Genomic DNA, 23,415 nt, shown 5'->3' with positions numbered 1-23,415 from the left:
CGACGACCCTGCCCCGTCCCCACGTGCCGCGATGCCCGTGGGGCGGGGCATCTGACATGATGCGACGTGTGACGCAGTCAACAGAAGCAGCCGAGCCGGTCCGGGTCATCGTGGCCGACGACCAGGAGCTCTTCCGCCGTGGACTGACCATGCTCCTCACCCAGGAGCCCGACATCGAGGTCGTGGCCGAGGCGGGCGACGGGGTGGCCGCGACCGAGCTGGCCGCCTCCATGGCGCCCGACGTGGTGCTGCTCGACGTCCGGATGCCGCGGCGCAGCGGCATCGAGGCGTGCAAGGCGATCAAGGAGGACAACCCGTCGGCGAAGGTCATCATGCTGACCGTCTCCGACGAGGAGGCCGACCTCTACGAGGCGGTCAAGAGCGGCGCCGCCGGCTACCTCCTCAAGGACTCCTCCATCGAGGAGGTCGCCCAGGGGATCCGCGTCGTCGCCGACGGCCAGTCCCTCATCTCCCCGTCGATGGCGGTCAAGCTGATCGACGAGTTCAAGCAGATGTCCAAGCCCGAGCGCAACCAGGTCAACGGGCTGCGGCTCACCGAGCGCGAGCTCGAGGTGCTCCGGCTGGTGGCCAAGGGGCTCAACAACCGCGAGATCGCCAAGCAGCTCTTCATCTCCGAGAACACCGTGAAGAACCACGTCCGCAACATGCTCGAGAAGCTGCAGCTGCACTCGCGGATGGAGGCCGTGATGTACGCGGTGAAGGAGAAGCTGCTCGAGCTGCCCTGATGGCCGCCGACCTCTCGCGCGCCCAGGCGCGCCGGATCGCGCTGGCCGCCCAGGGCTTCGCCGACGCGGCGCACGCGGCGCCCACGATGCGCACGCTCGAGCGGGCCGTGACCCGCACCGGCGTCCTCCAGGTGGACTCCGTCAACGTCCTCGAGCGGGCGCACCGGATGCCGCTCTACTCCCGGATGGGGCCGTACGACGTCGACCTGCTCCGGCGTGCCGCCGAGCGGCGGCCGCGGCGCCTCGTCGAGTACTGGGCCCACGTGCAGGCGCTGATGCCGGTCTCGCTCTGGCCCCTGATGCGTCACCGCATGGAGGACTACCGGGCCGAGGGCAAGTGGGGGATGGACGTCGACCCGCGACTGGTGCCCCGCGTGCTGGAGCTGGTGGCGGAGCGGGGTCCGGTGACGGCCCGTGAGCTCGAGGCCGACCTCGGCGGCAGCCGGACCACGGAGCACTGGGGCTGGAACTGGTCGCAGGCGCGCAAGGTGCTGGACCGGCTCTACCTGGTCGGGGAGGTCGCGATCGCCGGCCGCACCCCGTCGTTCGAGGTCCGGTACGACCTCCCGGAGCGCGTGCTGCCCGCCGACGTGCTCGCCGTCCCGGTCCCGACCCGGGCGCAGGCCTGCACCGAGCTGGTCCGCCGGGCCGCCGCGTCGCACGGCGTGGCCAGCGAGGCGTGCCTGCGCGACTACTACCGGATGACGGTGGCCGACACCCGGTCCGCCGTCGCCACGCTGGTCGAGACCGGGGAGCTGGAGCCGGTGACGGTCGAGGGGTGGGCCCGGCCCGCCTACCGGCTCGCGGGCGCCAGGCTGCCCCGGAGGATCGCCGCCCGGACGCTGCTGAGCCCCTTCGACCCGGTGGTCTGGGAGCGGGCCCGCACGGAGGCGCTCTTCGGCTTCCGCTACCGGATCGAGATCTACACGCCCGCCCACCGACGGGTGCACGGCTACTACGTGCTGCCCTTCCTGCTCGGGGACAGGCTGGTCGCCCGCGTCGACCTCAAGGCCGACCGCCGCGACCGGCGGCTGCTCGTCCTCTCCGCCCACCGGGAGCCGTCGGCGCCGGCGGAGGTCGCCGAGGAGCTCGGCCACGAGCTGGTGCGGCTGGCCGGGTGGCTCGGCCTGGACGACGTGGAGATCCGGGGCGGCGGGGACCTCGTCCCGCGCCTCCCGGGATGACGGGACGGTCCCGTTCCGGTCACGCGTTGCCTGCGTGCCACAGCCCGTTACGATGGCCAGCGAGGTCGGCGCCCGCGTCTGCCCCGCGCCCCGCGCCGGTCGCGCCGACCACGCGTCTCTTCCGTCGAACCCAGGAGTTCCTGCACGTGCCTGCCATCATCGACAAGCTCCTCCGCATCGGCGAAGGCAAGATCGTCCGCCAGCTCCAGGGGGTCGCCAAGGCCGTCAACGCCATCGAGGACGACTTCGTCGCGATGACGGACGACGAGCTGCGCGGCATGACCACCGAGCTCAAGGAGCGGCTCGCCAACGGCGAGCCCCTCGACGACCTCATGCCCGAGGCGTTCGCCACGGTGCGCGAGGCGGCCAAGCGGGTGATGGGCCAGCGGCACTACGACGTCCAGCTCATGGGCGGCGCGGCCCTCCACCTGGGCAACATCGCCGAGATGAAGACCGGTGAGGGCAAGACGCTGGTCGCGACCCTGCCGGCGTACCTCAACGCGCTCACCGGCAAGGGCGTCCACGTGGTCACCGTCAACGACTACCTCGCCCGCTACCAGTCCGAGATGATGGGCCGCATCTTCGGCTTCCTCGGCCTGACGACCGGCGTGATCCTGCCCTCGATGCGCCCGGCGGAGCGGCGCGAGGCCTACCGCTGCGACATCACCTACGCCACCAACAACGAGCTGGGCTTCGACTACCTGCGCGACAACATGGCCGACGCCCTGGAGGACTGCGTCCAGCGCGGCCACCACTTCGCCATCGTCGACGAGGTCGACTCCATCCTCATCGACGAGGCCCGGACCCCGCTGATCATCAGCGGCCCGACCCAGGACGAGGTGCAGTGGTACGCCGAGTTCGCGCGGATCGCGGCCCGGCTCGAGCGCGACGTCGACTACGAGGTCGACGAGAAGAAGCGGACCATCTCCGTCCTCGAGCCGGGCATCACCAAGGTCGAGGACCACCTGGGGATCGACAACCTGTACGACTCGGTCAACACCCCGCTCATCTCGTTCATGAACAACTCCATCAAGGCCAAGGAGCTGTTCCGCAACGACAAGGAGTACGTCGTCATCGACGGCGAGGTCCTGATCGTCGACGAGCACACCGGTCGCATGCTGGCCGGGCGGCGCTACAACGACGGCCTGCACCAGGCGATCGAGGCCAAGGAGGGCGTCACCGTCCGCGAGGAGTACCAGACCCTCGCGACCGTGACCCTGCAGAACTACTTCCGCCTCTACGACAAGCTCTCCGGCATGACCGGCACGGCGATGACCGAGGCCAGCGAGTTCGACAAGATCTACAAGCTCGGCGTGGTCCCGATCGAGACCAACAAGCCGATGTCCCGGATCGACCAGGCCGACCTCGTCTACCGCACCGAGGAGGCGAAGTTCGACGCCGTCGTCGAGGACATCACCGAGCGGCACGCCAAGGGCCAGCCGATCCTGGTGGGCACGGTCTCGGTCGAGAAGTCCGAGAAGCTCTCCCGCGCCCTGCGCGCCAAGGGCGTGCCGCACACGGTGCTCAACGCCAAGGTCCACGCCGACGAGGCCAAGATCGTCGCGCTGGCGGGCCACAAGGGCGCCGTCACGGTGGCCACCAACATGGCCGGCCGCGGCACCGACATCATGCTCGGCGGCTCGGTGGAGTTCCTCGCCGACCAGGAGCTGCGCGCCAAGGGCCTCGAGCCGACGGGGGAGACTGCCGAGGCCTACGAGGCCGAGTGGCCCGCCGCCGTCGAGCGCACGAAGGCGCAGGTCGCCGCCGAGCACGAGGAGGTCAAGGCCCTCGGCGGCCTCTACGTCATCGGCACCGAGCGCCACGAGTCCCGCCGCATCGACAACCAGCTGCGCGGCCGCTCGGGCCGTCAGGGCGACCCCGGCGAGAGCCGCTTCTACCTCTCCCTCGAGGACGAGCTCATGCGGCTCTTCAAGTCCGACTGGGTCGACCGGGTGCTCCAGGTCCTCAAGGTGCCCGACGACGTCCCGATCGAGAACAAGCGGGTCACGGGTGCCATCGCCAGCGCCCAGGGCCAGGTCGAGGCGCAGAACTTCGAGTCCCGCAAGAACGTCCTCAAGTACGACGACGTGATGAACCGCCAGCGCGAGGTCATCTACGCCGAGCGTCGCCGGGTGCTCGAGGGGGCCGACCTCGAGGAGCAGATCCGCACGTTCATCGACGACGTCGTGACGGCGTACGTCAACGCGGCCACGGCGGAGTACGCCGAGGAGTGGGACCTCGCCGCGCTGGGCACGGCGCTCGGCCAGCTCTACCCCATGTCCGTCACCCTGGAGGAGCTCGAGACCAGGGCCGGCGGACGGGCCAACCTCACCCGCGAGATGCTCCTGGAGGAGCTCCGGGCCGACGCCCAGGCCGCCTACGACCGCCGCGAGGACGAGGTGGGCGACGAGGTCATGCGCGAGCTCGAGCGGCGCGTGGTGCTCTCCGTGCTCGACCGCAAGTGGCGCGAGCACCTCTACGAGATGGACTACCTCCGCGAGGGCATCTACCTGCGGGCCTACTCGCAGCGCGACCCCCTGGTGGAGTACCAGCGCGAGGGCTTCGACATGTTCGCGGTCATGATGGATGCCATCAAGGAGGAGTCGGTCGGCTTCCTGTTCAACCTCGAGGTCGAGGTCGAGGAGGACGACGGCTCCGACGTCGACGTGACTCCCGACGCCCCGGAGGGCGAGCCGGTCGAGCCGGCCGTCGCCCCGGCGGGACCGATCGACATGGAGGCGGCCGCGGCGCACGCGCCGAGCGTCCGGGCCAAGGGCCTGGAGAAGCCGTCGCGCCCGCAGCGCCTCACCTACTCCGCCCCCTCGGAGGACGGGGACGTCGAGGTCTCGGCCGACCCCGCGTCCGAGGACCCCTTCGCCGGGGTGGGCCGCAACGCGGACTGCCCCTGCGGGTCCGGCAAGAAGTTCAAGAAGTGCCACGGGGCGCCGGGCGGGCCGACCGGCCTGACCGCGCGCGCCAACGGCTGAGCCGGCCGACGGGTCGTCAGCAGAACTCGAGGGCAGTGCAGACCCACCGCCCCCGGAAGGTCTCGAACCGGGCCGCCACGGCGCGCGAGCGCTCGCCGTGGCGGACCCGGGCCGAGGCCTCGACCACGCCGGCGTCGAGGAAGCTGAGACGCACGGCCGCGACCTGCGACTGGGCCAGCCCGCGACGGCGGCCCTGCCCCGGCACGTGGCCGCCCGCACGGGCGACCAGGTCTGCCCGGCGCGCCAGGTCCTGGTGGACGTCCCGCCTCGTCCACCGGTGCAGCTGGGCCGCGGGACGGTCTCCCGCCACGACCTCGACCGCCGCCTGCACGTAGCCGCTGACCCACCGGTGGATCCCACGACGCGCCGCCGGGTCGACCTCGACCAGGTCGGCGCCGGGCAGCCCCGGTCGGGCGCCGGGCACCGGCGGGTCCAGCAGGGGGACCAGCTCGAGCGCCAGGGTCCCCTGGACCGTCGCGATCGGGGTGCGGGCGGGCAGGCGCGTGAGGGTCGCGCCGGTGGCGCTGGGTCGGCTGCTCATGACGGGTCTCCCTGGCTGGATCGGTGCGGGCTGGACTGGCTGAGGCGGGACTGGCTGGGGCGGGACTGGCCCGGCGTGGGCCCGGCATCGGGCAGCACGAGTCGTTGACCCGGACGGATGAGGTGCGGGTCGTCGCCGACCACCGCGAGGTTGAGCCGGTGGATCTCCCGCCAGCGGACGTCGACGAGGTCCACCGGGGCCCCGGGCGCGAGCGTGGCGGTGGCGATGCCCCAGAGGGTCTCGCCCGGGGCGACGACGTGGGTGCCGGCCCGGCCGCCCGCCCGGTCGGGCGGAGCCAACGCGACAGGCTTCGCCGTGGCGCCGGCGACAGGTCGAGCGGTCGCCTCGGGACGTGCGTCGGCATCCGCGCCGGGGTCCGTGGTGGTCGGTGCGCCCGGGTGTGCGGCGCCGCCGGTCGTGGCGGCGACCGACGGGCGGTCGGGGTAGGGGAGACCCGACAGGTCCTGGCCGTCGGTCGCGTGGGCCTGCCCCGCCAGCGTCGTGGTGAGGGCCACGCCGCACAGCACCAGGACGGCACGGCGGAGGGTGCCGACGCGGTCCGGCGTGGGGAGGCGGCCCCGGAGCGCGGCGAGCACGGTGCCGGTCGCGACCAGCCAGAGCCAGGCCAGCGCGACCACGCCGGCCGCGGCGCCGAGGACGACGACGAGGTCCTCGAAGCGCCCCGGGGCCAACAGCTCGCGGGCTCGCCCCGGAAGGTCGACCAGCGGTCGGGCGCAGAGGCGGCCGCCGCCTCCCACCGCGGCGGTCGCGGCCAGCCAGACCACCAGGCACCTGGCGGCGGCCGGACGGGATCCCGAGTCCGTCATCACGAACCTTTCGTTTGCGTGCGTTTGCCTAACGTAGCGGCTTGAACAGCAGGTTCGCGTGGTCGTCCACAGGGGTGGGACGACAATCTCCGGGCAACTTTCCTGGCGTGGCACGACTCCCACGAGACGAAGAACCCCGTCGACCCGGAGGTCCCGATGAACCCTCGACCCCTTTCCGCCCTGGCCCTGACCACGCTGACCGCGCTGGTCGTCGCCGCGCCCGTGAGCCTGCCGCCAGCGGGTGCCGCGCTGCCCGCCACCTGCCAGGGCGAGCCCGCCACGATCGTCTCCGCCGCACAGGAGGTGGTCGGCACCGAGGGCCGCGACGTCGTCGTGGCCGGCTCGGACGCCCGGGTGCGCACCCTCGGCGGGGACGACCTCGTCTGCATGGTCAAGGCCGCCGGCAGCAACATGTTCACGGTCGACGCCGGGGCCGGTGACGACGTCGTCGACACGACACAGGTACCGGGGAGCCACTACGGCACGATCGACCTGGGCGCCGGCAGCGACCGCTTCGTCGGAGGCTCGTCGCACGACGGGGTGGTCGCCGACGCCCCCGGCTCGGCGGAGGACGACGTCGTCGACACCGGCCGCGGCGACGACCACGTCACCACCGGGACGCACGGTCTTCCCAACGGCGACACGGTGCTCCTCGGTCGGGGAGACGACGGTGTCCGGCTGCAGGGGAGCGTGCTCACCGGAACCCCGGTCGACGGTGGTCCCGGTGACAACCTGCTCTCGTTCGAGGAGGAAGGGGTCGCGCTCGACCTCGACGCCGCCGCCGGGACGGCGCTGCGCGGGGGCAGCCCCTGGGCGCGGTGGGCCGGCTTCGACACCTTCGAGCTCTGGAAGTCGCCGTCGGCCTTCGCCTTCCGCGGGAGCGACCGACCGGAGCGCGTGGTCTTCTACCGTGAGTACGACGGCGCTCCGCGCTCGATCGACCTGGCCGGCGGCGACGACGCCCTGCACCTGTACGAGGCGACGGTCGGGGACGACTACCGAGGCGGGGCGGGCCAGGACTTCGCCTTCGTCGTCTCCCCGACGGACGACCTCGCGATCGACCTCGCCGCCGGCACCGTCCACTTCGACCAGGAGGAAGGGGCCGTCGAGGGAACGATCGGTGGCTTCGAGGGCGTCCAGGCGGTCGCCCAGCGGGCCACGCTGAAGGGGACCGTCGGGGCGGACAACCTCGTGCTGACCGGGTGCGAGCTGCGGGCCAGCGGTCGCCGGGGGGCCGACAGCATCACCCGGATCTCGGACTGGCTCTTCGAGGTGTTCACGTTCAGCGACTGCAAGCGGACGGCGCGGGCCGTCTTCCACGGCGGTCGCGGCCACGACGTCATCCGTGGCAGCCTCGGGGACGACGTGCTCCGCGGCGGTCGGGGCCGCGACGAGGCCGACGGCTGGGCCGGGAGCGACCTGTGCCGGGCCGAGAAGAAGCAGAAGTGCGAGCGCTGACGAGGCCGGCCGGCCCGGCCGGCCGGCGCCCGGCGCCGCACGGAGTAGTCTGCGGCGCTGTGACGGGGGACGAGGAGCTCTTCGAGGTGCTCGAGGACCTGGAGGCGCAGGCCGAGGCCCTCCAGCACCGCGAGCGCGCCGCCGAGGTGGCCGACCGGGCGCGGACGGAGTACGCCGCGGTCACCCTCGACGCGCGCCTGATGGCCACGGTCGGCGGGGTGGTCGAGGTCGACGTGCTCGCCGTCGGCCACCTGCGCGGCGAGGTCGCGCGGGTCGGACCCGGCTGGTGCGAGCTGGGATCGCTCCAGGGCACCTGGTGGCTGCGGACCGCCGCGATCACCTCGGTGCGGGGCGTCTCCGACCGGGCCCTGCCCGAGGTCGCGTGGTCACCGGTCGACCGGCTGGGCCTCGCCTCGGTCCTGCGCCGGCTCTCCGACGAGTCCGAGACCGTCGTCGTCGTGACGGCCGACGGTTCGCGGCACGAGGGGACGGTGCGGCGGGTGGGCGCCGACTTCCTCGAGCTGGACGGAGCCGGGAGCCGGCTGGTCGCGCTCGCCCATCTGGTGGGCGTGCGGCCGGTCGTGGCGGGAGAGGTGGGAACCGCCCGGTGGTGACCTCGAGCCCCCTTCTGCCGTCCCGTCCCCGCCGGCCCGGTCCGGGCTCGGGTCAGGTGGCCTCGTCGTCGTAGGGCGGCCGCTCGCCGGCGGCCAGGACGCCTCGTCCGGCCGGCCCGGTCGGCTCGTCCTCCATCGCCTCGAGGATGTGCTTGCGGACGATCGCGCGCGGGTCGAGGTCGCGCAGCTCGAGGTCGGCGAACTCCGGACCCAGCTCCTGGCGCAGGTCGTCACGCGCGGAGTCGGCCAGCGCCCGGCCCTTGCGGACGAGCGCCCCGGCCTGGCGGGCGAGCTCGGGGAGCCGGTCGGGGCCGAGGACCAGGACCGCGACGAACGCGATCACCGCCATCTCTGGCAGGCCGACTCCGAACACGGGGAGAACCTACACGGCTCAGAACTTGCTGGTGGGCGTGAGCCCCAGCTGCATCCCGGCGAGCCCGCGCCCGCGACCGCCCAGCTTCTCGGCCACCTGGCGCAGCACCACGGCGGCCGGCGACGTCGGGTCGGCCTCCACGATCGGCTTGCCCACGTCGCCGCCCTCGCGCAGGGAGAGGTCGAGCGGGATCGAGCCGAGCAGCGGGACGTCGTACCCGAACCGCTCGCCGAGGGTGCGGGCCACCCGCTCGCCGCCGCCCGAGCCGAAGACCTCCAGGCGGTGCTCCTTGCCCTCCTCCGCGCAGTGCGGGCAGGCGAGGTAGGCCATGTTCTCGACGACCCCGACGACGCGCTGGTGCATCATCGACGCCATCGTGCCGGCGCGCTCGGCGACCTCGGCCGCCGCCTCCTGCGGGGTGGTGACGACGACCACCTCGGCGTTGGGCAGGTGCTGGCCGAGCGAGATGGCGACGTCGCCGGTGCCGGGCGGCAGGTCGAGCAGGAGCGCGTCGAGGTCGCCCCAGTAGACGTCGGCGAGCATCTGCACGAGCGCCCGGTCGAGCATCGGGCCGCGCCAGGCGACGACCTGGTCGCGGCGCGGCTTCAGCATGCCGATCGAGATGACCGAGACGCCGGAGGCGGTGGGCACGGGCATGATCAGGTCGTCGACCTGGGTCGGGCGGGTGTCGGCGACGCCCAGCATCGCCGGCACCGAGTGGCCGTAGATGTCGGCGTCGACGACGCCCACCTTGAGCCCCTGCTGCGCCAGCGAGAGGGCGAGGTTGACCGTGACCGAGGACTTGCCCACGCCGCCCTTGCCGCTGGCGATCGCGTAGACCTTGGTGAGCGAACCGGGCTGGGCGAAGGGGATCTCGCGCTGCGCCTGGCCGCCGCGCAGCGTGTCGCCCAGGGCGCTGCGCTGCTCCGGGCTCATCACGCCCAGGGTGAGGTCCACGCCGGTCACGCCGGGGACCGCCGAGACGGCCGCGGTCACGTCCCGGTTGATGGTGTCCTTGAGGGGGCAGCCGGCGACGGTGAGCAGCACCGTCACGGCCACGGAGCCGTCGGCGCCGAGCTCGACGCTGTCCACCATCCCGAGGTCGGTGATGGGCCGCTTGATCTCCGGGTCCTGGACGGTCGCCAGCGCGGCGTTGACCTGCTCGAGGCTGATGGTGCTCATGGAGGTCAAGCCTAGTTCGTCGCTGGTGGGACCCCGTCGTCGGCCGTCCGCCCCTCGTCGCCGCGCTGCCGCTCGTCGCGCTCCCGGTCGTCCCGCTCCCGGTCGTCCCGCTCGTCGCGTTCCTGCAGCTCGCCGAGCAGCTGGCGCAGCTCGGAGCGCATGAAGTCACGGGTGGCGACCTCGCCCACCGACATCCGCAGCCAGGCGATCTCCCTGGACAGGAACTCCATGTCGGCCTGCGACTGGGCGTTGACCCGGCGGTCCTGCTCCGCGAGCACCTTGTCGCGGTTCTCCTGGCGGTTCTGCGCCAGCAGGATGAGGGGGGCCGCGTAGGAGGCCTGCAGGCTGAGCATCAGCGTCAGGAAGATGAAGGGGTAGTCGTCCCAGCGCAGCTCGGGCGGCGCGAGCCAGTTCCAGCCGATCCAGACCACGACGAAGGCGGTCATGTAGAGCAGGAACCGGGCCGTGCCCATGAACCGGGCGAACTGCTCGGCGAAGACGCCGAACGAGTCGGAGTCGTAGCCGCGGCGCGGTCGCAGCCCCCGCCGTCCCTCGAGGGGAGTGTCCAGCCGGTACTGGGGGCCCCGGGTGTCGCTCATCGCCGCACCGCCCTGTCGCGCCAGTTCTCCGGGAGCAGGTGGTCGAGCAGGTCGTCGACCGTGACGACGCCGAGGAGGCGCCCCTCGTCGTCGACGACGGGCGCCGCGACCAGGTTGTAGAGCGCCAGGTGGGCGGCGACGTCCTCGATCCGGGCCCCCGGGCGCAGCGGGTCGAGGGAGTCGTCGATCGCCGCGGCGACCAGGGTCGAGGGCGGTTCCCGCAGCAGCCGCTGGATGTGGGCCGCGCCGAGCAGGCGTCCGGTCGGGGTCTCCAGCGGCGGCCGGCAGACGAAGACCAGGGCGGCCAGCGAGGGCGTGAGGTCGGGGTTGCGCACGTGGGCCAGCGCGTCGGCGATCGTCGCGCTCGGCGGGAGGATGACGGGCTCCGGGGTCATCATGCCGCCGGCGGTCTGCTCGGCGTAGGAGAGCATCCGCTTGACGTCCTCGGCCTCGTCGGGCTCCATCAGCGCCAGCAGGGTGGCGGCGGTCTCCGGGGGGAGGTCGGCGATGAGGTCGGCCGCGTCGTCGGCCGACATCTCCTCGAGGACGTCGGCGGCCCGCTGGGAGCTCAGCCGCTCGACGATCTGCACCTGGTCCTCGTCGGGCATCTCCTCGAGGACGTCGGCGAGCCGCTCGTCGTCCATGGCCGCGACCACGGCGCTGCGCCGCTCCTCGGGCAGGTCGTGGATGACGTGGGCCGCGTCGGCGGGCCGCATCTCCGAGATCGCCGCGATCAGCTGGGTCGCGGGCTGGGTGTCCTGGCGCCGGGTGAGCCCCTCGACGTCCCGCCAGTCGACGATGTAGGTCTGGCCGCGGCGACGGAAGCTGCGCGACGGCTCACGCACGGCCACGCGGCTCACCAGCCAGTCCCGGGTGCGCGCCTGCTCCATCGCGACGTCGTAGACCACGCCCTCGACCCCGGTCGGCACGACCCGCACGGTCTTGTCGAGCATCTCCGCCATCACCAGCGTCTCGGTGGCCCGCTGCTCGAAGCGGCGCATGTTGAGCAGGCCCGTCGTGTGCACCCGCCCCGGGTCGATGTGGGTGACCCGGGTCATCGGGACGAAGATCCGCCGGCGGCCGAAGACCTCCGCGACGAGGCCCAGCACCCGCGGGGGACTGCTCTCGGTCCGCACCGCGACCACGACGTCGCGCACCTTGCCGACCTGGTCCCCCTGGGGGTCGAAGATCGGCAGCCCGACGAGTCGGGCCACGTAGACGCGGGTCTGGGCGGTGCTCACGGGCGTCACGGTACCGGCGCCGGACCGCCGTGGCGCTGAAGCGCGGGGGAGGGTCGGCCACGGGCTAGGCTGGCGGCATGCGACTCGGGGACCCCAGCACCTGCCCACCCACCCGCCGCCTCCGCGCGGCGGCAGGCGTCGCCGCGCTCGCGCTGGCGCTCCTGGCGGGCTGCGGCGAGGACGAGGGCGGGACCGCCACGGCGACCCCCTCGCCGTCCGCGAGCGACCCGGGCAGCGCGTCCGCGTCCCCGTCCGCCTCCCCGTCGGCCGACCCGGACGCCCCCGCCTGCGCCGAGGTGTGGGTCCGCGGCGCGACGATCCCGCGCGGCTACGACGGGTGCACCGGCGAGGAGGGCTTCGTCGCCAAGGACGCCCTGGACTGCTCCTCCGGGCAGACGCTGCTGCGCCACGACGACCGCTTCTTCGGCGTCGCGGGCGGGAAGGTCCGGGTCGCGAAGTCGCCGCTGGACGAGGACGCCCGGTACCGTTCGTCGGTCGCGAAGTGCCGGGGCTGATCCCCCGGTGGGCCGGACGACCGGCCCGTGACACCCCGCACCACGCCCCTCCCGAGAGGAACCTGATGCTGCACCGGCGGATGACCGCGGCCCTCACCCTGGCCGTGGCACTGAGCCTGACCCCGGCCGCTCCCGGCTCCGCGCTCCCGGGGACCGTCCAGTCGTCCCCGGTGGTCGCCGCGTCCGCGCAGACGGCCGCGTCGGTCCAGGCCGGAGCCCTGGCCCTGCCCGCGCGCAAGCTGCGCAAGAAGGACAAGAAGAAGTGGCGCCGCACGTTCAAGCCGAGCAGCGGGGTCACCTTCAACACCGCCATCGGCAAGGGGCGCGACCAGCACGCGATCAACCGCAAGATCATCAAGATGATGGACGCCTCGCGCAGCGGCACGCGGATCCGCGTGATGAGCTGGAACGTCATGTCGCGCCCGGTGGTGCGGGCGCTCCTCAGGGCACAGCGCCGCGGCGCCGTGCTCCGCGTCCTCATGGCCGACGAGAACGCGGCCGCCATCGAGAACGAGGTCTGGAACGAGCTGCTGGCCGGGATGGCCGCCGTCAACGCCCAGAAGCCCGCGCACCGGCAGAGCTGGGCGAAGACCTGCATCGCCTCGTGCCGGGGCGAGAGCGGCCAGGCGCACAGCAAGTTCTTCCTGTTCAGCAAGATCGGCCGGGCCAAGCACGTCCTCATCCAGGGGTCCGCCAACATCACCCACGCCGCCGCCGTGAACCAGTGGAACGACATCTACACCACGGTGAACCGCCGAGCGCCCTACATGTTCGCGAAGCAGATCTTCGACGAGATGGCCAACGACGTCCCGGTCCCCGAGCCTTACCAGGAGTGGAAGGGCGGCAACAGCCACCTGATCTTCCACCCGCTCATCGGCACGGCCGCCAAGGACCCGGTGCTCCGGCTGCTGCGGATGACCAAGTGCCGCGGGGCCAAGAACACCGCCAACGGCCGCACCCAGATCCGGATCGCCCCCGACGTGATCCGCAACGCGCGCGGCCTGCGCATCGCCAACAAGCTCCGCAACCTCTGGGAGCAGGGCTGCGACATCCGGATCGGCTACACGATCAAGGGCGTCGACGTGGGTCAGGTCCTGCGCGCCAAGAACGGCCGCGGCCCGGTGCCCATGAAGCACCTCGTGATCGACCGCAACGGCGACGGCGAGTTCGACAAGTACTTCCACCTCAAGGCGATGTCGATCATCGGCAACGTCAAGAAGAAGAAGGCCAACGCCGTCGTCCTCAACGGCTCCGCCAACTGGTCCGGCATGGGTGCCAGCTCCGACGAGAACGTCGGCATCTACTGGGACAAGAAGCTCGCCAAGCAGTACGCCGAGCACATCGACTACTGGTTCGAGAACTTCCCGACGAGCGCCAGGCGGCGGGACGCCCTGGCAGGCGACGGCGCGGACGCCGTGATCGGCACGGGCCCGATCCACACCCCCGACATGCTCCTCGACGAGGACGACGAGCTGGTCCCCGGCGTCGACCCCTACGCCAAGATGGACCTGGACTGAGCCTCCCGATGGACGAGCCGCAGCGGGCGGACGACGCCCCGCGCGTCCTCGCCGTCGACGAGACCGGGATCACCCTGACCGCACCCGACGACCGGGCCGTGGACGTGCTCTTCGGCGAGCAGCGCGTCTGGTCGTTCTGGGTGCGCCGGGACACCGAGGCCGCCGGGTCCCGGGGCCGGCGACGGTCGGTGGGGTGGCCGGTGCCGCTCCAGAAGTTCCTCGACGGCCGTACCCTGCTCACGGTGCGCGACTCCGCCACCGCCGAGGTGCTCTGGAGCCAGGAGGTGGCGTTCGGCACCTCCGAGGAGCCCGTCCGGGTCGTCAACCGCAAGGGCTTCGCCGTCGGCCTCGACAAGTCGGGCCGGCTGGTCCCCACCTTCGACAGCCGCAGCGGCGAGGACATCGGAGCCCTGGTGGACGCCACCGAGGAGGTCCTCGGGGTCCTGCGCACGGCCGGTGCCGAGCCGTTCCTCGCCTACGGCACGCTGCTGGGGGCGGTCCGGGAAGGGCGCGTGCTGGGTCACGACTCCGACGCGGACGTCGCCTACGTGAGCCGGTGCACCGACCCGGTGGACGTCTGCCGCGAGTCGTTCCGCCTGCAGCGCGAGGTGGTGGCCCTCGGCTACGCCACCCAGCGCTACAGCGGGGCGGCGTTCAAGATCGAGGTGCCCGAGGGCGACGTCGTCCGGGGTCTCGACGTCTTCGGCGGCTTCTTCTCCGGCGGCCGCCTCTACCTCATGGGCGAGGTGGGGGTGGAGTTCGAGGAGGAGTGGATCCACCCGCTCGGCACCGCGACGCTGGAAGGGCGGCCCCTGCCCGTCCCGGCGCGCCCCGAGAAGCTCCTCGAGGCCATGTACGGCCCCTCCTGGCAGGTTCCCGACCCTGCCTTCCAGTTCACCACCCCGGAGCGGACCTCGAGGGCGCTCAACGACTGGTTCCGCGGCCTGCGGGTCAACGAGAAGCAGTGGCAGCGCCGCTACCTGCGCCGGTTCGACGAGACGCTCTCGCCCCGTGCCTCCAAGCTGGCCCGGCTCGGCGTGCAGGAGGCCCGCGCGCGTGGCGCGCAGGTCCTCGACGTCGGGGCCGGGGCCGGCCGCGACGCCCTGCACGTCGCCCACGAGGGGGTCGACGTCGTCGCCTACGACTACGTGCCCGAGCTGCTCGAGCAGGCCCAGGAGCTGGCGGCGACCTACCCGGGCTCGTTCGAGGGCAGGTACCTCAACCTCGCGGAGCTGCGCTCGGTGCTCTCCGAGGGCGCCGCGCTCGCCCGCGACCCGCGACCGCGGGTGGTGCTGGCGCGCAACCTGCTCGACGCGGTGGACGCCTTCGCGCGGGAGTCCTTCGCCCGCTTCTGCTCGATGTCGCTGCGCTCGGGCGGTCTGGTCCTCGCCGAGTTCCACGCCGGCGACTCCAGCGCCGAGCGCGAGTGGCGGATCGGCGCCGTCGACCCCGTGGCCGTGGAGGCGCAGTGGCGGCGGTGGGGCGCGACCAGCGTCACCCTCGAGGAGGACGTGCGCGGCGGGGAGGACGGCCGGGTCGACCGGCTCGTGGCAGAGTGGGGGCCGTGAACGTGATGGACGCGGTGCGCGGCACCAGGATCGCCGAGCTGGAGCGCCGGGTGGCCGACCTCGAGGCCGACCTCGCCGAGGCGCGCCAGCACCACGTGCGGCTGGCCGAGCTGACCGACCTGGTGCAGGAGCTGCTCATCCCGATGGCCGACCGCGACGAGGAGCGGGTCCGCCAGGCGATCGCCCGGTTCACCGAGAGCCTGTAGTGGTCGACCGGGTCCTCCTCCACATCGGGCTGCCCAAGACTGCGACGTCCTACCTGCAGACCATCGTCTGGAGCAACCGCGAGGCGCTGCGCGAGGCAGGCGTCGTGGTGCCGGGTCGGGAGCGGCGGGACCACCTCTGGGCCTCGCGCGTCGTCCGGGAGGACCCGCACCTGCACCGTCATCCCGAGCACCACGCCACCGCGTGGCGCCGCCTGGTCGACGAGCTGGCCGAGGCACCGGGCACGGGCCTGGTCAGCCACGAGTTCTTCGCCGCGGCGTCCGGCAGGCAGGCCCGGGAGGCCGTCGCGGCCCTCGCGCCGGCCGAGGTGCACGTCGTCCTGACGGCCCGCGAGCCGCTGGGCCTCTTCACCGCGAGCTGGCAGGAGAGCCTCAAGAACGGCGGCACGAGGCCGATGGCCGACTACGGCCGCTCGGAGTCGCGGAGCCCCGAGGCGATCTGGGACTGGCGCACCCTCGACCTCTCCCTGGTCCTCGGTCGCTGGGCCAAGGCCGTGCCGCCGGAGCGGATCCACGTGCTGCCCCTGGACCCGTCCGCGGCCCGCGAGGAGATCTGGCACCGGTTCGCGGCCCTGCTCGGGGTCGACCCGCGGGCCTTCGACCTCTCGCGCTCCTTCCCGAACGCCTCGATGGGCGTGGTGGAAGCGGAGACGCTGCGCCGGGTCAACCTGTCGCTGCAGGGCTCCGACCACCCGTTCGAGCGGGCCTTCGACAAGGGCGTGTACCTGCGCACCTTCCTCGCCGACGAGCGCCTGGTCCCGCGAGCGGGGGAGAAGTTCTGGCCCGAGCCCGACCAGGTCGAGGACTGCCGGGCCAGGGGGCGCCGCGCCGTCGACCTGCTCGACCGCGGCGGCTTCGTCGTGCACGGCGACGCCCGACACCTGCTGGTCCCCGACGAGCTGGAGCCCCGGCGCGTGCCGGCCTCGGTGACCGACAGCGAGGTCGCCCGCGTCGCCGTCGACCTGGTCGGCACGCTCCTCGACGACGTGCGCACGTTGCGCAGCGAGCCGCAGGGGTCGGGTCCGGCCTCCGAGGCCGGTTCCGCGAGGGGGGTGCGGGCCGGTGCCCGGCACCTGTGGCGACGCTCCCGGCTCAGCCGTCGTCGCGCCGGCGGCTGACGGCGCGCGCCCAGCGCGACGGGCGACCCTCCGACGCGGGGGCACCGGATCGGGTCCTGCGCTTCTGGGCGTCGAGGCCGCGCTTGGGCTCGGCCGCGACCCGGGCGAGGCCTGCCTCCAGCGCGGCCCGCTGCGCCTCGTCGAGGGGGGCGGGCCGGTGCCCGCCGCGGGCCGGGTCGACCTCGACGAGCAGCCCGAGCTCGTCGAGCGTCGTCACGTCGTCGCGCGTCGTGGCGTCGTAGATGCGGCGCAGGTGCCGCTCGGCGACCTCGGGCGGCAGGTCCCGGCCGACCAGGGCCCGCAGGGCCTCCGCCACCGGGGCACGGTCGGGGCGGAACCGGGCCGGGCCGGCGCCCAGCATGGCGGTCCACTTCCGCACGAACTCGGCTCCGGAGACCGCGTCGTAGTGGAGGACCCGGAGCGCGGGGTCCTCGGCCCGGGGGGCGAGCCCGCCCTCGGCGTCCACCGCCTCGTGCAGGGTCAGGCGGAGCCCGGAGGCGGGGCGCACGCCCGACTTGCCGAGCACGTGGCCGTGGAAGTAGGCCCCGTTGGTGGGCGCGCCGATCACGCCCAGCACGTGCAGCAGGTTGAGGTCGGCGTCGTCCAGCAGCCGCTTGAAGCGGACGGGTCGTCGCGGCGGGTCGGGCTCGCTGACGGCCTCGAGGGGGGTCAACCACGCGGCGGCGGTCGTGGCGGGCAGCGCGTCGAGCACCCTCCGGTCGCCGGCGAAGACCTCGTCGCCGTCGAGGTGGAAGACCCACGAGGCCCACGGCTGGTCGGCCAGCGCCCGCACCACGGCGTTCGCGTTGATCCGCTGACGGACGTTCAGGCCGGCGGGCCGCTCGCCACGCCACCAGTCCCGCCCGGCCGGGACGGCGGTGACCTGCGGCACCGAGTCCAGCCACGCGCGGACCTCGTCCTGGCCCTCCGCCCGGGGGGAGTCCAGGAAGACCACCATGTGGTCGACCCCCAGGGCCAGGTTGGAGCGGACGAAGTGCTCCACGTTGGCGGGCCTGTCGAGGACGGTGGAGGCCGTGAGCAGCATGGCTGGAGGGTAGCCAAGGGGACGTCGTCGCCGACTCGGTGGCGGGCGCGCGGCTGTGTAAACTCCCGCGCATGCCCGATCCGAGCCACAGGGGTCGAGGGGGCAGGAGCCCGGTCAGCCGGGCGGTGGTGGCCGGCCTCGCTGCCGTGTGCCTCCTGGCCGTCGTCGTCCTCGCCGCCGTCCTCGTCGAGGACCGCGGGAGCTCGACGACCGCCGACCCCGGTCTCGTCGGCGCCAGGACCGGGGAGGGGGCGGCCGACGAGGCCCCGTCGTACCGCTCCGTCCGGGCGGACGGGACCCTGCGCCCGCGGGCGGCGAAGCGGGTCGCCCGCGCCCGCGAGACCTACCGGCGGACCGCGGACATGCTGCGGTTCGAGACCGGGCCGCGCCCCTGGCGCAAGGAGTGGACGCCGGCCCAGCTGGCCGAGCGCAAGGCCGCCCGCCAGGCGAGGTGGGAGCGGATCCGGGCGCGCAAGCTCGCGGAGAAGATGCAGGGCGAGCCCTTCACCATGGTGGTGGGCTCCTTCAACGTGCTGGGCAGCCAGCACACCGCCCCCGGCGGGGAACGGCGCCGGTTCCCGCCCGCCTCGGTCCGCAACGGCCAGGCGGTGGGCTACATCCGCGGCCACGGCGTCGACGTCCTGGGCACCCAGGAGCTCCAGGACGACCAGCTGCGGGCGCTGCAGGCGATGACGGGGATGGCGGCCTACCCGGGCTTCGCGTGGGGTGCGGCGGAGACCGACAACTCCATCCTGTGGGACCCGGCGAAGTTCGAGATGCTCTCGGGCGAGAGCTACACCATCACCTTCGTGGGGCGACCCCGGCCGCAGCCGATCGTCAAGCTCCGGCACAAGCTCACGGGCCAGCAGTTCTACGTCGTCAACACGCACCCGTCCCCGGGGCAGGGCCGTGCGCTGGCCGAGCGGCGCAGCGCCCAGGCCACGACCGTCGGGGTGGTCAACCGGCTCAAGGCCGAGGGGATCCCCGTGCTCCTCACCGGCGACATGAACGACCGCCAGGAGTTCTACTGCCAGGTCGTGGGTCCCGCGGGCATGACGACCCCGCAGGGCGGCTCCTACGGCAACGGCTGCCAGCCCCCGGGCGGCCACCTCGCGGTGGACTGGGTCGCGGGCACCGGGATGACCTGGAGCAACTACCGCATGGACACCTCGCCGGTGGCCCGCCGCGTCAGCGACCACTTCTTCATCAGCGCGACCGCCCACGTGGAGTGAGCGTGCGACGCACGTCACTGCCGGTCCCCGGCCGCCGCGAATTCCACCGGTGGAATTCGCGGGAAGGGGTTCCCTGTGGCTGTTGTGACTGATGTGATGTCTGTGGTTCGGGGGCCCGACGCTCCCGCCAGCCGTCTTCCGAGCACCGAGGAGCACCCGTGATCCCCGCCCCGCCCGCCAGTCCGCCCCGCCGCCGAGCCCGCGGCCTCTCGGCCGCCGTCGGGGTGGTCGCGCTCACCGCGGGGGTCCTCGGGGCGTCCGCCGGCCTGGTCGCGACCGGTGCGGGTGCGGCGACCGGCTCACCGCTGGCCGCCGCCTCGCTGCCCACCAGCACGGCGCCGACCTCGCCGGTCCCGTCGCCCACCGACACGGTCTCGCCCACGCCGTCCGTCGACCCGACGCCCACCGGGACCCCGGTCCCGACGGAGTCCCCGTCGCCGACGGTCCCGCCCGTCCCGACCCCCGAGCCGACGCTGCCTCCGTCGGTCACCGGCAGCGACGTGACGATCGTCCAGGCCAACCTGCAGTCGCCCCAGTCGGTCGTCGGCTTCCAGGGCGACGTCGTCACGGTCCGCGCCCAGGCGCCCGACGTGATCACCTACAACGAGGTCGCCTTCCGCCAGGACGTCAACCTGGCCCCGCCGCCGGGCTACGCGATGTTCCGCACTCCGGGCCAGTACACCGGCGCCACCCCGGTCGCCTGGCGCACCGACCGGTGGACGGCGCTGCAGGCCGGCACCCACACGCTGTCCGACCACCGCGGCATCCCGCGCGGCAAGCAGACCGAGCTCGGCCGGCGCGCCGCCAACTGGGTCACCCTCCAGTCGCCGGAGGGGCGGGTCATCTCGGTCGTCTCGGCCCACCTGGCGCCGCTCACCAAGGGGATGCCCGACGTGCGCCGTCCCGGGGTCCAGGCGCTCTCCGTGCTCGTCGACCAGCTCGACGACCACGGCCCGGTGCTGGTCGGCGGCGACTTCAACATGCACCACCTCGGCAGCGACTACGCCGGCGACCTGTTCACGCAGGCGGGGCTGGTGCCGACGTACGACCTGCTCGGCACGCGGTTCCCGACCTACGACGGTAAGGGCGCGATCATCGACTACGTCTTCCTCAAGGGCACCGACCAGCTGAGGGCCGACGTCCACTACCCGGTGGAGCTCAACTCCGACCACAAGGCGGTCGTCGCCGGCTTCTCCTGGACCGTCGACGCGGCGAGCCTCGTCACCACGGTGCAGAACGACCTGACCGGCTACGCCTCCCAGCGCCGGGCCGTGCTGCGCGCCCTCCAGCAACCCCTGGCGGACGCCGAGCGCGGCGACAAGGTGCAGCTGGCGACCACCCGGCTGGCCCTCCCGGCCTTCTACCGGGAGCTGGTCAAGGCGGGGGAGCGCGGCGTGAAGGTCCAGCTCACCACCCGGTCCGGCAAGCTGACCGCCCACGAGCGGAAGATCAAGAAGGCCCTCGCCGGGAAGAAGGGCTCCTGGGTCCGCCGCTGCGGCAAGGCGTGCAGCAAGAAGTGGGCGCGCGAGGCCCGGCCCACGACGCTCATGCTGGTCCGCGACGGCAACAAGCCGGCGCTGCGCCTCGACGTGAACCGCCAGGTGCGCAAGTCGATCATCACCCGCGAGACCCGGCTCACCGAGAGCCGCGGCCCGCTCAACCTCAAGCAGGCCGGCGAGATCTTCCGCACCCTGCGCTGACCCGACCGGGGGACGCGGCGCCCCGGCCACGACGGGCACGGCCCCCGCCCGGGGGCGTGCCCGTCGTGCGTGCACCCTGCGGGCGCGCTCGCGGGGGTCGGTTAGCATCTGCGCGACGCACCCCCGACGAACGGAGTCACCCGCATGCCTCGCCTCTGCCAGACCGAGGACCTCACCGAGGACCAGTCCGAGATCCTGAAGGCAGTGCGGACGTTCGTGGAGGAGAAGATCCTCCCGGTCGCCACCGAGCTCGAGCACGCGGACGAGTACCCCACCGAGATCGTCGAGGGCCTCAAGGAGCTCGGCATCTTCGGCCTGATGATCCCTGAGGAGTACGACGGCCTCGGCGAGTCGCTGCTGACCTACGCCCTGTGCGTGGAGGAGATCGCGCGCGGCTGGATGAGCGTCTCCGGCGTCATCAACACCCACTTCATCGTCGCCTACATGCTGATGAAGCACGGCACCGAGGAGCAGAAGCGCAAGTACCTGCCCCGGATGGCGACCGGCGAGGTCCGCGGCGCCTTCTCGATGTCCGAGCCCGCGCTCGGCTCCGACGTCTCGGCCATCACGACGAAGGCCACGAAGACGGACGAGGGCTACGAGATCACCGGCCAGAAGATGTGGCTGACCAACGGCGGCTCCTCCACCCTGGTGGCCGTGCTGGTCAAGACCGACGAGGGTGCCGACTCGGTCTACAAGAACATGACGACCTTCCTGGTGGAGAAGGAGCCCGGTTTCGGCGAGACCGCGCAGGGCGTCACCGTCCCCGGCAAGATCGACAAGATGGGCTACAAGGGGATCGACACCACGGAGATGATCTTCGAGGGTCACAGGATCTCCGCCGACCAGATCCTCGGCGGCGAGCCGGGCCAGGGCTTCTACCAGATGATGGACGGCGTCGAGGTCGGCCGCGTCAACGTCGCCGCCCGTGCCTGCGGCATCGCCAACCGGGCCTTCGAGCTCGGTGCGGCCTACGCCCAGCAGCGCGAGACCTTCGGCAAGCCGATCGCCGAGCACCAGGCGATCCTCTTCCGCCTCGCCGAGATGGCGACCAAGGTCGAGACGGCCCACACGATGATGGTCAAGGCCGCGCGCAAGAAGGACTCCGGCCAGCGCAACGACGTCGAGGCCGGGATGGCCAAGATGCTCGCCAGCGAGTACTGCAACGAGGTCGTCGAGGCGTCGTTCCGGATCCACGGCGGCTACGGCTACTCCAAGGAGTACGAGATCGAGCGCCTGTACCGCGAGGCCGCCTTCATGCTGATCGGCGAGGGCACCTCCGACATCCAGAAGATGATCATCGGCCGGAGCATGCTCAAGGAGTACAAGCTCCGCTGAGCCTAGGATCACCACCATGCCGGGCCGTCTCGTCCTCCACGTCGGAGCCATGAAGTCCGGCACGACGTTCATCCAGTCGCGCCTCTTCGCCAACAAGGCGATGCTGCGCGAGCGGGGTGTCCTCGTGCCGGGCCGTGAGTGGCTCAGCCAGGTCTACGCCGCCAAGCACCTCCTCGAGGGGGAGGGGCGGATGTGGGACAAGCACGCCGCGAAGGTGTCGGCGCACCCCGGCACCTCGGTGATCTCGATGGAGTACCTCGGCCCGGCCCGACCGGCCGCCGCGGCCCGGGTGCGGGAGACGGTCGCGGGTGAGATCGAGGTGGTGATCACGGCCCGCGACCTCAACCGCTCCATCGCCGCCATGTGGCAGGAGACCTTGCAGAACGGCCGCACCTGGGGGTGGCAGGAGTACCTCGACGGGATCGTGGCCTTCCGTCCCGGGCACCGGGCCCCCGACGCCCCGGTGCCCGAGACGGGTCGCACGTTCTGGCGCCAGCAGAACCTGGTCCGGATGGCGCGCACCTGGGGGGAGGCCGTGGGCCCCGAGAACGTCACGGTGCTCACCGTGCCGCACCCCGGGGCACCCCGGAACCTCCTGTGGGAGCGGTTCGCCTCCGTGCTCGGCACCGACCCCGACGGCTTCGCGCCGGCACCCACCCAGAACGAGTCGCTGGGGGCGGCGTCGGCCCAGGTGATGCGGCGGGTCAACGCGCTGCTCGACGAGCACGGCCTGCCGTTCCCCACCGGGACCCCGTTCCGCAAGGGCCTGCTCTCCAAGACGATCCTGGCGGGCCGCAAGTCCGACGAGCCCTCGATCGGGCTGCCGGTCGCCCCCTGGGTGCGCGAGCACGCGACCGAGATGGTCTCGGGCCTCCAGGAGCTGGGCGTGCGGCTGGTGGGTGACTGGGCCGAGCTGGAGCCGGTCGAGGTGCCGGGGATCGACCCCGGGACGGTCGCGGAGGCCGAGGTCACCGAGGCGGCGCTCGTCGGCCTCGCGGGCCTGCTCGCCGACGTGATCCGGCGCGACGAGGAGGAGCGCGCCGCCGCTCGCGCGGCCGAGGCCGCCGCCTCCGCCTGAGCCCCGCCCCTCGGGTGGGGCGACGAAACCCGGCTGACAGTGCGTGTGCACCGTGTCACAGTGGGGTGTCCGATCGACACCGCACCACGGAACGGAGCCGACATGACGAACGACGACCTCAAGGCCAGGATGCGCGAGGCGCTGGACAAGAAGAACAGCCAGAAGCGCGGCGTCCACCAGGACGGACCCGTCCACGAGAAGGCCCACGGCCCCGAGGTGGCCGGGGGTGCGGCCCCCAAGATGCACCGCCGGAAGGCGGGCGGCGGCGGCTCCTGACGCCTCCTTCCACGACCGGCCCGCCCGCCCTCTCCCGCACGCTGACCACGGG

22 protein-coding genes are annotated in these 23,415 nt (G+C 72.9%); 15 read left to right on the top strand and 7 right to left on the bottom strand.

Translation table 11 applies throughout. The annotated features are described in order from the left end of the window. Window positions 1-68: 68 nt before the first annotated feature. The 3 genes from DNK53_RS12635 to secA all read left to right on the top strand — a co-directional run bounded on the left by DNK53_RS12635 (window position 69) and on the right by secA (window position 4,917). Window positions 69-746, top strand: coding sequence for a response regulator (locus tag DNK53_RS12635; RefSeq protein ID WP_239456515.1), 678 nt, complete (start codon window positions 69-71; stop codon window positions 744-746). Continuing rightward, window positions 746-1,930 (top strand): winged helix-turn-helix domain-containing protein, encoded by a 1,185-nt coding sequence (locus tag DNK53_RS12630; RefSeq protein ID WP_110182693.1) that lies wholly within the window; start codon window positions 746-748, stop codon window positions 1,928-1,930. Before DNK53_RS12635 ends, DNK53_RS12630 begins: the two co-directional genes overlap by 1 nt. 146 nt (window positions 1,931-2,076) lie before the next feature. Then, the gene (secA, locus tag DNK53_RS12625; protein WP_110182692.1) at window positions 2,077-4,917 is read left to right on the top strand and encodes a preprotein translocase subunit SecA; all 2,841 of its coding nucleotides are present in this window, start codon (window positions 2,077-2,079) and stop codon (window positions 4,915-4,917) included. Window positions 4,918-4,933: 16 nt separating this feature from the next. Here the strand turns inward: secA and DNK53_RS12620 are convergent, their stop codons facing one another. Continuing rightward, window positions 4,934-5,458, bottom strand: coding sequence for an Rv3235 family protein (locus DNK53_RS12620; protein ID WP_110182691.1), 525 nt, complete (start codon window positions 5,456-5,458; stop codon window positions 4,934-4,936). Beyond that, window positions 5,455-6,285 carry a LysM peptidoglycan-binding domain-containing protein gene (locus DNK53_RS12615; RefSeq protein WP_110182690.1) on the bottom strand — a complete coding sequence of 277 codons (831 nt, stop codon included), beginning with the start codon at window positions 6,283-6,285 and terminating at the stop codon, window positions 5,455-5,457. The genes DNK53_RS12620 and DNK53_RS12615 overlap by 4 nt, the downstream gene beginning before the upstream one ends. A gap of 156 nt (window positions 6,286-6,441) precedes the next feature. On the opposite strand from DNK53_RS12615, the gene DNK53_RS12610 reads away from it, so the two are divergent. Together DNK53_RS12610 and DNK53_RS12605 are read left to right on the top strand one after the other, a co-directional pair. Next, window positions 6,442-7,743, top strand: coding sequence for a hypothetical protein (locus tag DNK53_RS12610; protein ID WP_110182689.1), 1,302 nt, complete (start codon window positions 6,442-6,444; stop codon window positions 7,741-7,743). Window positions 7,744-7,802: 59 nt separating this feature from the next. Beyond that, window positions 7,803-8,357 carry a hypothetical protein gene (locus DNK53_RS12605; protein ID WP_110182688.1) on the top strand — a complete coding sequence of 185 codons (555 nt, stop codon included), beginning with the start codon at window positions 7,803-7,805 and terminating at the stop codon, window positions 8,355-8,357. Window positions 8,358-8,409: 52 nt separating this feature from the next. On the opposite strand, the gene DNK53_RS12600 is transcribed toward DNK53_RS12605, so the two are convergent. From DNK53_RS12600 to DNK53_RS12585, 4 genes are read right to left on the bottom strand one after another with little or no spacing between them, the layout of a single operon-like run. Then, the gene (locus DNK53_RS12600) at window positions 8,410-8,730 is read right to left on the bottom strand and encodes a sec-independent translocase (protein ID WP_110182687.1); all 321 of its coding nucleotides are present in this window, start codon (window positions 8,728-8,730) and stop codon (window positions 8,410-8,412) included. 18 nt (window positions 8,731-8,748) lie between these two features. Beyond that, entirely contained in the window at window positions 8,749-9,912 is a 1,164-nt protein-coding gene (locus tag DNK53_RS12595) for an Mrp/NBP35 family ATP-binding protein (protein ID WP_110183139.1), read from the bottom strand. A gap of 11 nt (window positions 9,913-9,923) precedes the next feature. Then, window positions 9,924-10,511, bottom strand: a complete 588-nt coding sequence (locus DNK53_RS12590; RefSeq protein WP_110182686.1) for a DUF1003 domain-containing protein — start codon at window positions 10,509-10,511, stop codon at window positions 9,924-9,926. Next, window positions 10,508-11,752, bottom strand: coding sequence for a magnesium transporter MgtE N-terminal domain-containing protein (locus tag DNK53_RS12585; RefSeq protein ID WP_110182685.1), 1,245 nt, complete (start codon window positions 11,750-11,752; stop codon window positions 10,508-10,510). Before DNK53_RS12585 ends, DNK53_RS12590 begins: the two co-directional genes overlap by 4 nt. A 77-nt stretch (window positions 11,753-11,829) precedes the next feature. On the opposite strand from DNK53_RS12585, the gene DNK53_RS12580 reads away from it, so the two are divergent. The 5 genes from DNK53_RS12580 (at window position 11,830) to DNK53_RS12560 (ending at window position 16,694) form a co-directional block, all read left to right on the top strand. After that, window positions 11,830-12,267, top strand: coding sequence for a hypothetical protein (locus tag DNK53_RS12580; RefSeq protein WP_110182684.1), 438 nt, complete (start codon window positions 11,830-11,832; stop codon window positions 12,265-12,267). Window positions 12,268-12,332: 65 nt separating this feature from the next. Continuing rightward, window positions 12,333-13,784 carry a phospholipase D-like domain-containing protein gene (locus DNK53_RS12575; RefSeq protein ID WP_162599922.1) on the top strand — a complete coding sequence of 484 codons (1,452 nt, stop codon included), beginning with the start codon at window positions 12,333-12,335 and terminating at the stop codon, window positions 13,782-13,784. A gap of 8 nt (window positions 13,785-13,792) precedes the next feature. Then, window positions 13,793-15,352 (top strand): class I SAM-dependent methyltransferase, encoded by a 1,560-nt coding sequence (locus DNK53_RS12570; protein ID WP_110182682.1) that lies wholly within the window; start codon window positions 13,793-13,795, stop codon window positions 15,350-15,352. 5 nt (window positions 15,353-15,357) lie between these two features. Then, window positions 15,358-15,558, top strand: coding sequence for a DUF6752 domain-containing protein (locus tag DNK53_RS12565; protein WP_239456559.1), 201 nt, complete (start codon window positions 15,358-15,360; stop codon window positions 15,556-15,558). Next, complete coding sequence (locus DNK53_RS12560) at window positions 15,558-16,694, top strand: hypothetical protein (RefSeq protein WP_110182681.1); 1,137 nt, start codon at window positions 15,558-15,560, stop codon at window positions 16,692-16,694. The genes DNK53_RS12565 and DNK53_RS12560 overlap by 1 nt, the downstream gene beginning before the upstream one ends. Here DNK53_RS12560 and DNK53_RS12555 read toward each other — a convergent pair. Then, window positions 16,669-17,739 carry a glycosyltransferase family 2 protein gene (locus tag DNK53_RS12555; RefSeq protein ID WP_110182680.1) on the bottom strand — a complete coding sequence of 357 codons (1,071 nt, stop codon included), beginning with the start codon at window positions 17,737-17,739 and terminating at the stop codon, window positions 16,669-16,671. The two genes, DNK53_RS12560 and DNK53_RS12555, sit on opposite strands and share 26 nt — an antisense overlap. Window positions 17,740-17,810: 71 nt before the next feature. On the opposite strand from DNK53_RS12555, the gene DNK53_RS12550 reads away from it, so the two are divergent. The 5 genes from DNK53_RS12550 (at window position 17,811) to DNK53_RS17560 (ending at window position 23,363) form a co-directional block, all read left to right on the top strand. Beyond that, the gene (locus tag DNK53_RS12550) at window positions 17,811-18,971 is read left to right on the top strand and encodes an endonuclease/exonuclease/phosphatase family protein (RefSeq protein ID WP_162599921.1); all 1,161 of its coding nucleotides are present in this window, start codon (window positions 17,811-17,813) and stop codon (window positions 18,969-18,971) included. Between the two features lie 158 nt (window positions 18,972-19,129). Further along, entirely contained in the window at window positions 19,130-20,671 is a 1,542-nt protein-coding gene (locus DNK53_RS12545; protein ID WP_110182678.1) for an endonuclease/exonuclease/phosphatase family protein, read from the top strand. A gap of 144 nt (window positions 20,672-20,815) precedes the next feature. Further along, window positions 20,816-22,009, top strand: a complete 1,194-nt coding sequence (locus DNK53_RS12540) for an acyl-CoA dehydrogenase family protein (protein ID WP_110182677.1) — start codon at window positions 20,816-20,818, stop codon at window positions 22,007-22,009. A gap of 16 nt (window positions 22,010-22,025) precedes the next feature. Beyond that, on the top strand, window positions 22,026-23,087 hold the full coding sequence (locus DNK53_RS12535) for a hypothetical protein (protein WP_110182676.1): 1,062 nt from the start codon (window positions 22,026-22,028) through the stop codon (window positions 23,085-23,087). A 102-nt stretch (window positions 23,088-23,189) separates the two neighbouring features. Then, window positions 23,190-23,363: a DUF5302 family protein gene (locus DNK53_RS17560; protein ID WP_162599920.1), complete on the top strand. Its 174-nt coding sequence runs from the start codon at window positions 23,190-23,192 to the stop codon at window positions 23,361-23,363. Window positions 23,364-23,415: the final 52 nt, after the last annotated feature.

Origin of the sequence: Nocardioides solisilvae (assembly GCF_003194625.1) — a bacterium.
Taxonomy (GTDB): Bacteria; Actinomycetota; Actinomycetes; order Propionibacteriales; family Nocardioidaceae; genus Nocardioides; species Nocardioides solisilvae.
Note: the sequence above shows the minus strand (reverse complement) of the source record. Positions and strands in the feature narration are given on the sequence as shown.